14 protein-coding genes are annotated in these 14,482 nt (G+C 57.7%); 11 read left to right on the forward strand and 3 right to left on the reverse strand.

Features of this window, described 5'->3' with window-relative positions:
- Window positions 1–4 precede the first annotated feature (4 nt).
- The 7 genes from fliQ to AB4P96_RS10780 all read left to right on the forward strand — a co-directional run bounded on the left by fliQ (window position 5) and on the right by AB4P96_RS10780 (window position 5,179).
- On the forward strand, window positions 5–274 hold the full coding sequence (gene fliQ / locus AB4P96_RS10750) for a flagellar biosynthesis protein FliQ (protein ID WP_003214552.1): 270 nt from the start codon (window positions 5–7) through the stop codon (window positions 272–274).
- A 3-nt stretch (window positions 275–277) separates the two neighbouring features.
- Window positions 278–1,063, forward strand: coding sequence for a flagellar biosynthetic protein FliR (gene fliR, locus AB4P96_RS10755; RefSeq protein ID WP_099548882.1), 786 nt, complete (start codon window positions 278–280; stop codon window positions 1,061–1,063).
- A 3-nt stretch (window positions 1,064–1,066) separates the two neighbouring features.
- A complete protein-coding gene (gene flhB / locus AB4P96_RS10760; protein ID WP_056859763.1) occupies window positions 1,067–2,203 on the forward strand; it encodes a flagellar biosynthesis protein FlhB in 1,137 nt (378 codons plus the stop codon).
- A gap of 354 nt (window positions 2,204–2,557) precedes the next feature.
- Window positions 2,558–2,854: a helix-turn-helix domain-containing protein gene (locus AB4P96_RS10765; protein ID WP_099548883.1), complete on the forward strand. Its 297-nt coding sequence runs from the start codon at window positions 2,558–2,560 to the stop codon at window positions 2,852–2,854.
- Window positions 2,851–4,158, forward strand: coding sequence for a type II toxin-antitoxin system HipA family toxin (locus AB4P96_RS10770; RefSeq protein WP_395600753.1), 1,308 nt, complete (start codon window positions 2,851–2,853; stop codon window positions 4,156–4,158). The genes AB4P96_RS10765 and AB4P96_RS10770 overlap by 4 nt, the downstream gene beginning before the upstream one ends.
- Before the next feature lie 272 nt (window positions 4,159–4,430).
- Window positions 4,431–4,592 carry a hypothetical protein gene (locus tag AB4P96_RS10775; RefSeq protein ID WP_017134952.1) on the forward strand — a complete coding sequence of 54 codons (162 nt, stop codon included), beginning with the start codon at window positions 4,431–4,433 and terminating at the stop codon, window positions 4,590–4,592.
- 383 nt (window positions 4,593–4,975) lie between these two features.
- Window positions 4,976–5,179 (forward strand): cold-shock protein, encoded by a 204-nt coding sequence (locus AB4P96_RS10780; RefSeq protein ID WP_099548885.1) that lies wholly within the window; start codon window positions 4,976–4,978, stop codon window positions 5,177–5,179.
- Window positions 5,180–5,316: 137 nt separating this feature from the next.
- On the opposite strand, the gene AB4P96_RS10785 is transcribed toward AB4P96_RS10780, so the two are convergent.
- From AB4P96_RS10785 to AB4P96_RS10795, 3 genes are all read right to left on the reverse strand, one after another.
- The gene (locus AB4P96_RS10785; RefSeq protein WP_099549335.1) at window positions 5,317–6,486 is read right to left on the reverse strand and encodes an IS4 family transposase; all 1,170 of its coding nucleotides are present in this window, start codon (window positions 6,484–6,486) and stop codon (window positions 5,317–5,319) included.
- A 366-nt stretch (window positions 6,487–6,852) separates the two neighbouring features.
- Window positions 6,853–8,022, reverse strand: a complete 1,170-nt coding sequence (locus AB4P96_RS10790) for an IS4 family transposase (RefSeq protein WP_099549335.1) — start codon at window positions 8,020–8,022, stop codon at window positions 6,853–6,855.
- Window positions 8,023–8,141: 119 nt separating this feature from the next.
- On the reverse strand, window positions 8,142–8,399 hold the full coding sequence (locus AB4P96_RS10795) for a DUF6124 family protein (protein WP_395600754.1): 258 nt from the start codon (window positions 8,397–8,399) through the stop codon (window positions 8,142–8,144).
- A gap of 958 nt (window positions 8,400–9,357) precedes the next feature.
- Between AB4P96_RS10795 and flhA the strand changes: the two genes are divergently transcribed.
- From flhA to fliA, 4 genes are all read left to right on the forward strand, one after another.
- Window positions 9,358–11,472 carry a flagellar biosynthesis protein FlhA gene (flhA, locus tag AB4P96_RS10800; RefSeq protein WP_032865399.1) on the forward strand — a complete coding sequence of 705 codons (2,115 nt, stop codon included), beginning with the start codon at window positions 9,358–9,360 and terminating at the stop codon, window positions 11,470–11,472.
- Window positions 11,473–11,483: 11 nt separating this feature from the next.
- On the forward strand, window positions 11,484–12,800 hold the full coding sequence (gene flhF, locus AB4P96_RS10805; RefSeq protein WP_017134956.1) for a flagellar biosynthesis protein FlhF: 1,317 nt from the start codon (window positions 11,484–11,486) through the stop codon (window positions 12,798–12,800).
- A gap of 105 nt (window positions 12,801–12,905) precedes the next feature.
- Window positions 12,906–13,739: a flagellar synthesis regulator FleN gene (gene fleN, locus AB4P96_RS10810; protein ID WP_003192912.1), complete on the forward strand. Its 834-nt coding sequence runs from the start codon at window positions 12,906–12,908 to the stop codon at window positions 13,737–13,739.
- On the forward strand, window positions 13,736–14,476 hold the full coding sequence (fliA, locus tag AB4P96_RS10815; protein WP_017134957.1) for an RNA polymerase sigma factor FliA: 741 nt from the start codon (window positions 13,736–13,738) through the stop codon (window positions 14,474–14,476). The genes fleN and fliA overlap by 4 nt, the downstream gene beginning before the upstream one ends.
- Window positions 14,477–14,482: the final 6 nt, after the last annotated feature.

The raw sequence follows: 14,482 nt of genomic DNA on the forward strand, positions 1-14,482 counted from the left end.
TGACATGACGCCAGAAGTAGCGGTCGACCTGTTCCGTGAAGCGCTGTGGCTGACCACCATGATGGTCGCCGTGCTGGTGGTGCCGAGCCTGTTGGTGGGCCTGCTGGTGGCGATGTTCCAGGCCGCAACCCAGATCAACGAACAGACCTTGAGCTTCCTCCCGCGTTTGCTGGTGATGCTGATCACCCTGATCGTCGCCGGCCCGTGGCTGGTGCAAACCTTTATGGAATACATCCTGCAGCTGTACGGCAGTATTCCGCAGTTGATCGGCTGACCGATGCAATCTGTGCTGGCCTTGACCGACACCCAGATCAGCACCTGGGTGGCGTCTTTCATTTTGCCGATGTTTCGCGTCACGGCAGTGCTGATGACCATGCCGGTGTTCGGGACTACCTTGGTGCCGAGGCGCATCCGCCTGTATTTTGCCTTCGCCATTACCATCGTCATCGTGCCCGGCTTGCCGCCGATGCCGCCGGTGAATGCCCTGGACCTCAGTGCGTTGTTGCTGATTGCCGAGCAGATATTGATCGGCGCGCTGATGGGCTTCTCGCTGACGTTGTTCTTCCAGGCCTTTGTAATCGCCGGGCAAATCATCTCGATCCAGATGGGCATGGGCTTCGCGTCCATGGTCGACCCTACCAACGGCGTGTCGGTGGCAGTGATCGGGCAGTTCCTGACCATGCTGGTGACCTTGATTTTCCTGGCGATGAACGGCCATCTGGTGGTGTTCGAGGTCATGACCGAAAGCTTCACCACCTTGCCGGTGGGCTCGGGGCTGGTGGTCAATCACTTCTGGGAATTGGTCGGCCGCATGAGTTGGGTATTGGGCGCCTCGTTGTTGCTGGTGTTGCCGGCGATTACTGCGCTGCTGGTGGTCAACATCGCGTTTGGCGTGATGACTCGCGCGGCGCCGCAGCTGAACATTTTCTCGATTGGTTTCCCGCTGACCCTGGTGTTGGGCATGGGGATTTTCTGGATCGGCATGGCCGACATTCTCAATCAGTATCAACCGCTGGCCACCGACGCCTTGCAGTTTTTACGTGATCTGGCACGGGCGCGTTGAGCCATGGCCGAGAGCGAGAGTGGCCAGGACAAAACAGAAGACCCCACGGAGAAACGTAAAAAGGACTCCAGGGAAAAGGGCGAGATTGCCCGCTCCAAAGAACTCAATACCTTGGCGGTGATGCTCGCCGGTGCCGGGGGCCTGCTGATCTACGGCGGTGGCCTGGCGCTGGACCTGATGGAGTTGATGAAGCTCAACTTTTCGCTGCCGCGCGAAGTGCTGCTGAGCCCCGGCGCCATGGGCCAGTACCTGTTGCACTCGGGCAAGATCGCGATTCTGGCAGTGCAGCCGGTGCTTATCACCCTGTTGCTGGCGGCGCTGATCGGGCCGGTTTCCTTGGGTGGCTGGCTGTTTGCCGCCGGCAGCATGGCGCCCAAGTTCAGCCGCATGAACCCTGGGCCTGGGCTTAAGCGTATGTTTTCCACCAAGGCGCTGGTGGAACTGCTCAAGGCGTTGGCGAAATTTATCCTGATCCTGTTTGTGGCGTTGACGGTGTTGTCCTCCGACATCGACGATTTGCTGCGCATCGCCCATGAGCCGCTGGAATCCGCGATTATTCACAGCGTGCAGGTGGTGGGCTGGAGTGCGCTGTGGATGGCCTGCGGGCTGATCATCATCGCCGCCGTGGACGCGCCGATTCAGCTGTGGGAAAGCCACAAGAAACTGCTGATGACCAAGCAGGAAGTGCGTGACGAGCACAAGGACCAGGAAGGTCGCCCCGAGGTCAAACAGCGGATTCGCCAACTGCAACGCGAAATGTCCCAGCGCAAGATGATGGCGGCGGTGCCGGATGCCGACGTGGTCATCACCAACCCGACCCACTACGCCGTGGCGCTCAAGTACGACCCGGAGAAGGGCGGCGCGCCGATGTTGCTGGCCAAGGGCAGCGACTTTACCGCGCTGAAGATTCGCGAAATCGCCGTGGCCAACGACATTCTGCTGCTGGAATCGCCGGAGCTGGCGCGGTCGATCTTCTACTCCACCGACCTCGACCAGGAGATCCCCGCTGGCCTGTACCTGGCCGTGGCGCAGGTGTTGGCCTACGTGTACCAGATCCGCCAATACCGCGCGGGCAAGGGCAAGCGGCCCGACCCGCTCAAGGACCTGCCGATTCCGCCGGAGCTGCGCCGCGATTCCTGAGTCGTCCTGCACCGACGCCATCGCAGGCAAGCCCGGCTCCGACCTCGCGTTTTTTCCTGCCCGTGCGCCGAGCTTGCAGCGCGCCGTTCGGCGCATGATCTAAACCCCAATGGATAGGGAGCCTCACGGACAACCAAAGTTTGAGTTGTGCGCAGGGAAAATATAATTAGTCATAACTGACCTATTAAAGCGAATTTTTCCATATAAATAGTCATATCTGACTGTTAGCAAGGTATATGATTTTTCCTCGCGCACGCCAATAGCACTATAATGGTCAAAACTGACTAATAATGCTGATTTTATGCCCTTAATAAGTCAGATTTAGCCATTAGTAAAAATTAAACGAGGCCTGCCATGTCCTTCATGCATTTGCTCAGCTCCCCCGCAGAGATCGCTCGCGATGTGGGGAAAAATGCAAAAAAGCTACGGCTATCGAAAAACCTCACGAGGAAGACCTTGGCAGAGCTTTCAGGGGTATCGGAGTCGTCGATCCAGCGGTTCGAGACTGCAGGTTCTATTACTCTCGAATCGATGATTCTGCTCGCCACCGCGCTCGATGAGCTGACTCCGCTAACGACTCTGTTTAAACCTTCGCAGCCGAACTCCCTCACAGAGCTGAAAAACTCAAAGCGCAAACGGGGTTCTAAATGAAACCGCGCCAGGATTATCCGAAGCTGAAGCGTTTCGAATCCCTTGAGGTCACCAAAAGCGGTGTGAAAGTCGGTGATCTGTACAGGGAGGAGGGGGTTGGGATTTTTTTCACTTACGACCCGGTATGGCTCGCTACAGGCTTCAACCTGTCGCCGTTCACGATGAAGTTTGACGACAAGCCCCAGCTTGCTCGTGCTCCTGAACTGTTCGAAGGATTGCACGGCCCCTTTGCGGACTCTCTTCCAGACGGCTGGGGCATGCTGCTGATGGACAGATTCCTTAATGCCACATTCGGTGAGGGAACTGCTTACACAGTTACTGCCCTGGATCGGCTCGCTTACATGGGCGACAGAGCCATGGGAGCGTTTGAGTACCATCCAAAAGCGGAAAGAGGAGAGCTGAGGGGGGCAATTAACCTTGCAGAGCTCTTCGAGAATTCCGTGGAAGTCCTGTCAGGAGACACTTCGGCAGTGCTTACCAAGCTCAGGCTTGCAGGGGGATCGCCTGGTGGTGCCCGCCCTAAAGCGATTGTCGCAATGTCTCCTGATGGGCAGCATGCAACGTCCGCTTTTGGGCCAATTCTGCCGGGCTATGATCACTGGATGGTCAAATTCAGGGCACCAGATGAGCCGGTTGAAACCGGCGCAATTGAGTATGCTTACTACCTGATGGCCAGGGACGCAGGTGTCGAAATGGCTGAGTCGACTGTCCTGAACATGACCATGCATGACGGTAGTCGCGAGGGCTTCTTCGCAACAAAGCGCTTTGACCGGCAGGGCGATAAAAAGCTTCACATGATCACGGTTTCTGCGCTTATGTACGCTGCGTACAAACTGCCATCCATGGACTACAGCGGGCTACTGAAGCTCACAAACATGCTGACGCGTAGTGCCGCAGAGGTCGAAAAAATGGCCAGGGTGATGGTTTTCAATGCACTGTTTCACAACTACGACGATCACACCAAGAACTTCGCGTTCATCGGGCGTGAGCCAGAGAAGCCTGGCGACGAAGCAAGGTGGACGCTCGCGCCGGCATACGACCTGACTTTCTCGGAGGCTCGGGGTGAACACACAACGGCATATAACGGTCGAGGGAAGGCAACCCGGAGGCTGATTCAGGAGCTGTGCGCAGACTACAAGTACCTCAAGCCGAACGACTACATTGAGCAAACGCTAGCCGCATTTGCCCAATGGGATGACATTTTCAAAAGTGTAAGGATTCCCCTCAAAGCAGGCGCCGGTTACAAAGCTGTTCTGGAACAAGACCATGACTACTTCAAACTGATACGACCTACCAAGCGCTGACACCTCGTAGATGAGAATCGGAACGTTTGAACACCAGCCTTGAAGCTCCGCACCCTGCTTGGGCAACCCCTTCGGTTGCTCCCTTGTCCGAACTTGCCGGACTGGCTGCGGGGCAGGCACGGCGGGCGGAGCCCTTGGCGGCATAACAACCAGCGCTGCCATCTGTCTAAAGTTCAGCGTTACCTGTCAACTTTGACAGTATCCATTGCACCGCCTTCACTGTTACATAGAGCGGCGAGGTGCGCCGTCATGCGCGGCTCGGGAGAGCGGTCATGGACAGGGCTACGGTCAGGTGGTTTGACGCCGTCAAGGGCATTGGTTTTGTCGCCCGCGACCGCGAAGGCAATGCAGTACCCGTTCAGGCAACGGGCAATCCCTGCAGCGAAATCGATGCGCCGCCCAAGGCGCGCAAATCCCGCAAACGAAAAAAATAACCCCCCGCCTGCTCAGCAAACAATCACTACCACTGGTCGTTAATCCCCGTCTACCTGTCAACTCTGACAGTAGTCAGCTCTGCGTTCTCGCGGTTTGATGGTGCCAGGCACTGTACGCAAGTAGTAACGAGATGCAGGGGAAGGGTGATGGAAGCGGTGACGGGGACGATCAAGGTTTATAACCGCAAGACCGGTGAAGGGCTGATTGCGTTGGATGGCGATGATGAACCGGTGTGTTTGGACCGCTTGAGTTCAGCGTGTACCCGGTGGAGAGAAGGCCAGCGGGTACAGTTCGCCAGGATTCACCGGCCAAAGGGTGTGTTTGCGTTTTGTATCAGGCTTATCTAGCGGGATTTTTTGCGCGCAATGTCAGGAGAAGGGTTATGGCGACGGGTACTGTGAAGTGGTTTAACGAAACAAAAGGGTTCGGTTTTATTACTCCAGATGATGGTAGCGAGGATCTTTTTGCGCATTTTTCAGCGATTCAGAGTGCTGGGTTCAAATCTCTGCAAGAGAACCAAAAAGTCAGCTATGACGTAACGACAGGGCCCAAAGGCAAGCAAGCGTCCAACATCCAACCCTTATGAAGATCGTTCCCACGCTCCCGCGTGGGAATGCCTCCTGTGACGCTCTGCGTCACCGTTGCGCAAGGCTCAAGTCGGGACGCGGAGCGTCCCTGGCTGCATTCCCACGCAGAGCGTCACTAGTGTCCGGTAAACATGTTTCATAGCTGAAGGCTGCCTTGGGCAGCCTTCAGCTTTTCTCGCTCCTGCCTTCGTCGATCCCTCAATTCTGGCGTCGCGGGCCGTTCGTGCAGGACATGAGATATGCGAACCGTCAGCTCAAACAACGAACCGGTAAATTCTGAGCGACGATGGTAAAGGTGCAATAACAAGTAGCTGATCAAGGCACTGTAAATCTGCAGACGCACGGCGTTTTCAGAGAATGCGTAGAAGCGTTTGAGTTTCAGATGTTGCTTGACCCACTTGAAAAACAGCTCGATCTTCCAGCGATCTTTATACAATCCCGCGATTTCTTCGGCTGATCTTACGAAGTCATTGGTCACCAGGATTAACGGCGTGGCATGTCCCTCGCGTTCTACCACCACGCGTCTTGCCGGCGTTTCTCGGTAGTCATTAAGACGCTTGCCGCCTAGATGCTTTTTTCCGAACAGGATGACTTCGTCGGTCATGACGGGGCTTTGCTCGGCTGCGATCGAGTGCTTGTGCAGCACTTTGATATTGGCGTTTTTTTTCAGGCGGGTGACGAAAAAGGCTCCTTTGGTCTGCAACTGGTGCCACCAGTTGTAATCGCAATATCCCTTGTCAAAGACATACGTCATGCCGACCTGAATCGGCATTTCCAGCGCATCGCTCAGGTCGTTGACGTTGGCAGGAGTGATGTTGACGTACACCGGGGCCAACTGCGCCAAATCTAGTCCGACATGTACTTTCAGGCCCTGCGTGATGCGGGTTTTCGTGGAGGCTGTCCAGTCATCAAAGTGAGGTCCGCGCAAAGTGATTGACGTGGAATCAAGCAGGCTAATCATGGCACCGACTTCTTTGCGCTGTTGGCGGCTGATGCCGCTCAACAGCAATTGGCAAAGATCCTGGAATGGCCGGTAGTTTCGCTTGTTCAAAGCATCTGACAGGGTCGATCGGGCGACGGGCCCCGCTTTAAGATGGTAACTATGCGGACTTAGCGTTTCGGAAAAAGTGGCCAAGGACCGCAGGCTTAAGGCTTGGGTTATATGGCCGCTGACCAGTGTCACCAGCAATTGCCAGCTCGTGCAGCGTTTGACGTAGCGATCAGCCTGGTGCTTTTCGGTGGATTGCCGAAAGAACTGGCGCGGGATCGCACTGAGTAGGTGGGCTAAACGGGTACTGGTAAACATGGGTCAAAATCGAGTCTGAAAAATCCGATTATGACTGACAGTCGCGAACAACAAGGGGGAGCAAGCTCCCCCTTTGGTTTTTACCGGACACTAGTGACGCAGAGCGTGGGAACGATCTTTACAACAGGTACACCCCCATTCAGCTGTGGGAGCGGGCTTGCTCGCGAAAGCGGTGTGTCAGCCAAAACTGTTCTAACTGAACCACCGCCTTCGCGAGCAAGCCCGCTGAAGATCGTTCCCACGCTCCCGCGTGGGAATGCCTCCTGTGACGCTCTGCGTCACCGTTGCGCAAGGCTCAAGTCGGGACGCGGAGCGTCCCTGGCTGCATTCCCACGCAGAGCGTCACTAGTGTCCGGTAAACATGTTTCATAGCTGAAGGCTGCCTTGGGCAGCCTTCAGCTTTTCTCGCTCCTGCCTTCGTCGATCCCTCAACTCTGGCGTCGCGGGCCGTTCGTGCAGGACATGAGATATGCGAACCGTCAGCTCAAACAACGAACCGGTAAATTCTGAGCGACGATGGTAAAGGTGCAATAACAAGTAGCTGATCAAGGCACTGTAAATCTGCAGACGCACGGCGTTTTCAGAGAATGCGTAGAAGCGTTTGAGTTTCAGATGTTGCTTGACCCACTTGAAAAACAGCTCGATCTTCCAGCGATCTTTATACAATCCCGCGATTTCTTCGGCTGATCTTACGAAGTCATTGGTCACCAGGATTAACGGCGTGGCGTGTCCCTCGCGTTCTACCACCACGCGTCTTGCCGGCGTTTCTCGGTAGTCATTAAGACGCTTGCCGCCTAGATGCTTTTTTCCGAACAGGATGACTTCGTCGGTCATGACGGGGCTTTGCTCGGCTGCGATCGAGTGCTTGTGCAGCACTTTGATATTGGCGTTTTTTTTCAGGCGGGTGACGAAAAAGGCTCCTTTGGTCTGCAACTGGTGCCACCAGTTGTAATCGCAATATCCCTTGTCAAAGACATACGTCATGCCGACCTGAATCGGCATTTCCAGCGCATCGCTCAGGTCGTTGACGTTGGCAGGAGTGATGTTGACGTACACCGGGGCCAACTGCGCCAAATCTAGTCCGACATGTACTTTCAGGCCCTGCGTGATGCGGGTTTTCGTGGAGGCTGTCCAGTCATCAAAGTGAGGTCCGCGCAAAGTGATTGACGTGGAATCAAGCAGGCTAATCATGGCACCGACTTCTTTGCGCTGTTGGCGGCTGATGCCGCTCAACAGCAATTGGCAAAGATCCTGGAATGGCCGGTAGTTTCGCTTGTTCAAAGCATCTGACAGGGTCGATCGGGCGACGGGCCCCGCTTTAAGATGGTAACTATGCGGACTTAGCGTTTCGGAAAAAGTGGCCAAGGACCGCAGGCTTAAGGCTTGGGTTATATGGCCGCTGACCAGTGTCACCAGCAATTGCCAGCTCGTGCAGCGTTTGACGTAGCGATCAGCCTGGTGCTTTTCGGTGGATTGCCGAAAGAACTGGCGCGGGATCGCACTGAGTAGGTGGGCTAAACGGGTACTGGTAAACATGGGTCAAAATCGAGTCTGAAAAATCCGATTATGACTGACAGTCGCGAACAACAAGGGGGAGCAAGCTCCCCCTTTGGTTTTTACCGGACACTAGTGACGCAGAGCGTGGGAACGATCACTCAGGCAGGTTCTGTCGCTGGTGACGGCGCTCTGTCATCCAGCAGTCGCTCAGCCAGCAATCGGCCGACCTCAAGCAGCTGCGCAATACCCAGCGCACCTTCTCGCTGTGTTCCCTCCAGGTCAAAGGCGAAATCGCAGATCAGGGCGTGGGCGGATGCCAGGGTTTCGGTGAGGTTGACCAGCAGGTCTTCGGTGCTGATGCCGTCGATAAGGGTGAGGATTACGCTGGGTGGGGGATTTGGGGTGGGTTTGATCATTGTGAAGCTCCTTGCGAAAGTGGAGCCGCCACTGATCGCCGCGACGCGATTGAAGGTGGCAGCTGTACGCAGGTTCGCGGACCGGTCTAGGAGCAACCCGGCATACCCGAAGGTATCCCGCGCACAGCCGCCATAGCGCCGCACAGTAGACGATAAAAAAGCGTCGACTGAAAGGGAGATGGTGCTTTTACTCCGTAGTAAACCGGGCCGCGACGCCCGACCACTGCATTTGCAGCGGTGTACGGAGACTAGGGAGCCCGGTTCCTAGGGGCAACCCGAAAACCTTGTCGGAAATTTCCTCAGTAACAACAGGTACACACCCATCCAACTGTGGGAGCTGGCTTGCCTGCGATGGCTGACTCATGGCTGGCCCTTCAGTGCCTGACCCACCGCAATCGCAGGCAAGCCAGCTCCCACACTGGAACCGGTTGAAGATCGTTCCCACGCTCCCGCGTGGGAATGCCTCCTGTGACGCTCTGCGTCACCGTTGCGCAAGGCTCAAGTCGGGACGCGGAGCGTCCCTGGCTGCATTCCCACGCAGAGCGTGGGAACGATCTTTACAACAGGTACACCCCCATCCAGCTGTGGGAGCGGGCTTGCTCGCGAAAGCGGTGTGTCAGCCAAAACTGTTCTAACTGAACCACCGCCTTCGCGAGCAAGCCCGCTGAAGATCGTTCCCACGCTCCCGCGTGGGAATGCCTCCCGTGACGCTCTGCGTCACCGTTGCGCCGGGCTCAAGTCGGGACGCGGAGCGTCCCTGGCTGCATTCCTTTGCTGCGCGTGGGAACGATCATCACACCCCCATCCAGCTCCCACATTTGAACCGGTGACCGCTCGACGATCGTCGCCCTGAAACCAAAGTTGGAAGGCTTCTTGCAATACCGCCTCCAGGACGCTCTCCCGCGTCAAAACTTTGCTTCAAGGAACACGAGGAATACCGGTGGTAGATCGCTCTCAAATGCTCAACACGGCCCGTGGCACCCTGACTGATTTGTCGCGGGGCAACCTGGGTGTGCCGTTGTTGTTGCTGGTGATGCTGGCAATGATGATGTTGCCAATGCCGCCGTTCCTGCTCGACGTGTTTTTCACCTTCAACATTGCGCTGTCGGTGGTGGTGCTGCTGGTCTGCGTGTATGCCCTGCGGCCGCTGGATTTCGCCGTATTCCCGACCATTTTGCTGATCGCGACCCTGCTGCGCCTGGCGCTGAACGTGGCATCCACGCGGGTGGTGATGCTCCACGGCCAGGACGGCCACGCCGCCGCCGGTAAGGTGATCCAGGCCTTTGGTGAGGTGGTGATCGGCGGTAACTATGTGGTTGGTATCGTGGTGTTCGCGATTTTGATGATCATCAACTTCGTGGTGGTGACCAAGGGCGCCGGGCGGATTTCCGAGGTGAGCGCGCGTTTTACCCTCGACGCCATGCCCGGCAAGCAAATGGCGATCGACGCTGACCTCAACGCCGGCCTGATCGACCAGAACCAAGCCAAATCCCGTCGCCTGGAAGTCGCCCAGGAAGCCGAATTCTATGGCTCCATGGACGGCGCGAGTAAATTCGTGCGCGGCGACGCCATCGCCGGCCTGTTGATCCTGTTTATCAACCTGATCGGTGGCATCGCGGTCGGGATCTTCCAGCACGGCATGACCTTCGGCGATGCGGGCAAGGTCTACGCCTTGCTGACCATTGGTGACGGTTTAGTGGCGCAATTGCCATCACTGTTGTTATCCACAGCTGCAGCCATCATGGTTACCCGTGCTTCGGGCTCCGAAGACATGGGCAAGCAGATCAGCCGCCAGATGTTCGCCTCGCCCAAGGCGCTGGCCGTAGCCGCCGGCATCATGGCGATCATGGGCATCGTGCCGGGCATGCCGCACGTGTCGTTCCTGAGCATGGCGGCCATGGCCGCCGGTGGTGCCTACCTGTTCTGGCGCAAGCAAAATGCCGTCAAGGTCCAGGCCCAGCAGGAAATCGCCCGCCAGCAAGACTTGCTGCCATCCCCGGCCCGCGCCCAGGAAACCAAGGAGCTGGGCTGGGATGACGTGACCCCGATCGACATGATCGGCCTGGAAGTCGGCTACCGCCTGATTCCGCTGGTGGACCGCAACCAGGGTGGCCAACTGCTCGCGCGGATCAAGGGTGTGCGCAAGAAGCTGTCCCAGGACCTGGGCTTCTTGATGCCCACCGTGCACATCCGCGACAACCTTGATTTGGCCCCCAGCGCCTACCGCCTGACCCTGATGGGCGTGATCCTGGCCGAAGCCGAGATCTACCCGGATCGTGAGTTGGCGATCAACCCTGGCCAGGTGTTCGGCACGCTTAATGGCATTACCGCCAAAGATCCGGCTTTTGGCCTGGAAGCGGTATGGATCGAAGTCAGCCAGCGCAGCCAGGCACAATCGCTCGGTTACACCGTGGTCGACGCCAGCACCGTGGTCGCTACCCACCTCAACCAGATCCTCTACAAGCACTCCCATGAGCTGATCGGCCACGAGGAAGTCCAGCAATTGATGGGTTTGCTGGCCAAAGCCTCGCCGAAACTGGCCGAAGAACTGGTACCCGGCGTGCTGTCGCTGTCGCAGTTGCTCAAGGTGCTGCAAGCCTTGCTCGCCGAACAGGTGCCGGTGCGCGACATTCGCAGCATTGCCGAGGCCATCGCCAACAATGCCGCCAAGAGTCAAGATACTGCCGCTTTGGTGGCCGCGGTGCGTGTCGGGTTGTCCCGCGCCATCGTGCAAAGCATTGTAGGCATTGAGTCTGAGCTGCCTGTGATCACCTTGGAACCAAGGTTGGAACAAATATTGCTCAATAGTATTCAGAAGGCCGGACTTGGCCAGGAAGAGGGCGTTCTGCTGGAGCCAAGCATGGCTGAGAAACTGCAGCGTTCGTTGATCGAAGCCGCCCAGCGTCAGGAAATGGCGGGCCACCCGGTGATTCTGCTGGTGGCAGGCCCGGTTCGAGCGATGTTGTCGCGGTTTGGTCGCCTGGCAGTTCCGAATTTGCACGTTTTGGCTTATCAGGAAATTCCTGACAATAAGCAAGTGACTATCGTCGCGACAGTAGGGCCCAACGGCTGAGGTAGTGGGTTATGCAAGTTAAGCGTTTTTTCGCCGCCGATATGCGTCAGGCCATGAAACTGGTACGTGATGAGCTGGGCGCCGATGCCGCGATTATTGGAAACCGTCGCATTGCCGGCGGTGTCGAGCTGACGGCTGCCCTGGATTACACCCCGTCGGCGCTGGCGCCGCGCGTGCCGAACATGGAACTCGAAGACGAACTGCGCAAGACCGCTTCGCGCATTGTCTCGGCCCAGGCTGAATTGAGCATGCGTGGCGACAGCGATGCCAGCACCAATCGCCAATTGTTCGCCGGCTTGCCGCTGACCGCCGCCGAGCCGTTGGTAGAACCGACCTTCAAAGAACCGCCGCGTCCTGCAGCGCCAGCCCCGGCCGCCGCTGTCGACCAGCGCGCGCTCGACTCGATGCGTTTTGAACTCAATGGCCTGCGTGAGCTGCTCGAAGTGCAGCTGGGCTCGCTGGCGTGGACGCAGCTGCAAGGCAGTAAACCGCACCAGGCCAACCTGTGGCGTCGCCTGCAACGCATCGGCCTGTCCGGCCCGTTGTCGCGCGATTTGCTTGCACTGACGGCTGAAGTCGAAGAACCGCGCCAAGCCTGGCGCATGTTGCTGGCGCACCTGGCGCGCATGATCGCCACGCCGGAAATCGAACCGCTGGAAGAGGGCGGTGTGATTGCCATGGTCGGCCCCGCCGGCATGGGCAAGACCACCACCCTGGCCAAGCTGGCCGCGCGTTATGTGCTCAAGTACGGCGCGCAGAACATCGCGCTGGTGAGCATGGACAGCTATCGCATCGGCGCCCAGGAGCAGCTCAAGACCTTGGGCCGCATCCTCAATGTGACGGTGACCCACGTCGACCCGGGCCAGTCGCTGGCCAATGCACTCGACCCACTGCTGCGCAAGCGCGTGGTGTTGATCGACACGGCCGGCCTGCAAGCCAGCGACCCGGCACTGCGCATGCAGCTTGAAAGCCTGGCCGGGCGTGGCATCAAGTCGAAAAATTACCTGGTGCTTGCAACCACCAGCCAGAAACAGGTTCTTACCGCTGCCTACCACAGCTACAAACGCTGTGGCCTGGCCGGTTGCATCCTCACCAAGCTCGACGAAACTGCGAGCCTGGGCGAGGTGTTGAGCCTGGCTATCAGTCATGAGTTACCGGTTGCCTACCTGACCGACGGGCCGCGGATCCCGGATGATTTGCATCTGCCGCGCCGTCATCAGTTGGTCAGCCGTGCTGTCAGCGTGCAAATGCAAGAAGAGCCTAGCGAGGAAGCGATGGCCGATATGTTCGCCGACCTTTACCACAACCCGGCTAAGCGGGTGGGGTGAGGCAGGATGAACACCGTGAAATGTATCTACATCGATGGTCTGCAAGCGATTCACGCGGCCAAGCCATGTAGCCTGCGTCTAAGCAAGACAAGGTAAAGAAATAAAATGGGCAGCATGCATCCCGTACAGGTGATCGCGGTGACCGGCGGCAAAGGTGGCGTCGGGAAAACTAACGTGTCAGTGAATTTGTCCCTGGCCCTGGCAGAGCTTGGCCGTCGCGTCATGCTGCTGGATGCTGACCTGGGCCTGGCGAACGTGGACGTTCTGCTGGGGCTGACACCCAAACACACCCTTGCCGATGTGATCGAAGGCCGTTGTGAGCTGCGCGATGTGCTGCTGCAAGGCCCCGGTGGCATTCGCATCGTGCCGGCTGCCTCAGGCACCCAGAGCATGGTGCACCTGAGCCCGGCGCAGCATGCCGGCCTGATTCAGGCGTTCAGCGACATCGGCGACAACCTCGATGTGCTGGTGATCGACACCGCCGCCGGGATCGGCGAGTCCGTGGTCAGCTTCGTGCGCGCCGCGCAAGAAGTGCTGCTGGTGGTGTGCGACGAACCCACGTCGATCACCGACGCCTATGCCCTGATCAAACTGCTTAACCGTGACTACGGCATGAACCGCTTCCGCGTGCTGGCCAACATGGCCCAAAGCCCGCAGGAAGGGCGAAATCTGTTTGCCAAGTTGACCAAGGTCACGGATCGCTTCCTCGATGTCGCCTTACAATACGTGGGCGCAGTTCCTTATGACGAGTGTGTGCGCAAGGCTGTGCAAAAGCAGCGTGCAGTCTATGAAGCGTTCCCTCGTTCGAAGTGCGCATTGGCGTTCAAGGCTATTGCTCAGAAGGTCGATACTTGGCCGTTGCCTGCCAACCCTCGGGGGCATCTGGAGTTTTTCGTCGAGCGATTGGTGCATCAGACGAGCGCGGGACCTGTGCTATGACATCCAGCGGCTACAACCTTTACAAAAAGTCGGCACGTGACAGTCAGGGCGAACTGATTGAGCGCTATGCGCCCTTGGTCAAGCGCATTGCCTATCACTTGCTGGCACGCCTGCCTGCCAGTGTGCAGGTTGAGGACTTGATCCAGGCCGGCATGATCGGCCTGCTCGAAGTGTCGACCAAATACGACGCGAGCAAGGGCGCGAGTTTCGAGACGTATGCGGGTATTCGCATACGCGGTGCGATGCTCGATGAAGTGCGTAAAGGGGATTGGGCGCCGCGTTCGGTACACCGCAATACGCGTATGGTCAGTGACGCAATTCGTGCAATTGAAGCAAAAACCGGTCGTGACGCTAAAGATCATGAAGTTGCGGCCGAACTCCAATTGAGTCTCGACGATTACTACGGGATTTTGAACGATACCTTGGGCAGCCGCCTGTTCAGTTTCGACGACCTTTTGCAGGACGGCGAACACGAAGGGCTGCACGAGGACGGCGCGAGTGCACATCTGGAACCGTCGCGCGACCTGGAAGACGAACGTTTCCAGAGCGCGTTGGCGGAGGCGATTGCCAATTTGCCGGAGCGTGAGCGACTGGTGTTGGCGCTGTACTACGACGAAGAGTTGAACCTCAAGGAAATCGGTGAGGTCCTGGGGGTCAGCGAATCGCGTGTCAGCCAGCTGCATAGCCAGTGCGCCGCCCGCTTGCGGGGGCGATTGGGAGAGTGGCGCGCGCGCTGACAGGCA

The sequence above is a fragment of the Pseudomonas sp. B19125 genome, assembly GCF_044218855.1.
GTDB lineage: Bacteria > Pseudomonadota > Gammaproteobacteria > Pseudomonadales > Pseudomonadaceae > Aquipseudomonas > Aquipseudomonas edaphica.

Coding starts and splice junctions, on each gene's coding strand:
- fliQ (WP_003214552.1), top strand. CDS start 5: ATGACGCCAGAAGTAGCGGTCGACCTGTTCCGTGAAGCGCTGTGGCTG.
- fliR (WP_099548882.1), top strand. CDS start 278: ATGCAATCTGTGCTGGCCTTGACCGACACCCAGATCAGCACCTGGGTG.
- flhB (WP_056859763.1), top strand. CDS start 1,067: ATGGCCGAGAGCGAGAGTGGCCAGGACAAAACAGAAGACCCCACGGAG.
- AB4P96_RS10765 (WP_099548883.1), top strand. CDS start 2,558: ATGTCCTTCATGCATTTGCTCAGCTCCCCCGCAGAGATCGCTCGCGAT.
- AB4P96_RS10770 (WP_395600753.1), top strand. CDS start 2,851: ATGAAACCGCGCCAGGATTATCCGAAGCTGAAGCGTTTCGAATCCCTT.
- AB4P96_RS10775 (WP_017134952.1), top strand. CDS start 4,431: ATGGACAGGGCTACGGTCAGGTGGTTTGACGCCGTCAAGGGCATTGGT.
- AB4P96_RS10780 (WP_099548885.1), top strand. CDS start 4,976: ATGGCGACGGGTACTGTGAAGTGGTTTAACGAAACAAAAGGGTTCGGT.
- AB4P96_RS10785 (WP_099549335.1), bottom strand. CDS start 6,486: ATGTTTACCAGTACCCGTTTAGCCCACCTACTCAGTGCGATCCCGCGC.
- AB4P96_RS10790 (WP_099549335.1), bottom strand. CDS start 8,022: ATGTTTACCAGTACCCGTTTAGCCCACCTACTCAGTGCGATCCCGCGC.
- AB4P96_RS10795 (WP_395600754.1), bottom strand. CDS start 8,399: ATGATCAAACCCACCCCAAATCCCCCACCCAGCGTAATCCTCACCCTT.
- flhA (WP_032865399.1), top strand. CDS start 9,358: ATGCTCAACACGGCCCGTGGCACCCTGACTGATTTGTCGCGGGGCAAC.
- flhF (WP_017134956.1), top strand. CDS start 11,484: ATGCAAGTTAAGCGTTTTTTCGCCGCCGATATGCGTCAGGCCATGAAA.
- fleN (WP_003192912.1), top strand. CDS start 12,906: ATGGGCAGCATGCATCCCGTACAGGTGATCGCGGTGACCGGCGGCAAA.
- fliA (WP_017134957.1), top strand. CDS start 13,736: ATGACATCCAGCGGCTACAACCTTTACAAAAAGTCGGCACGTGACAGT.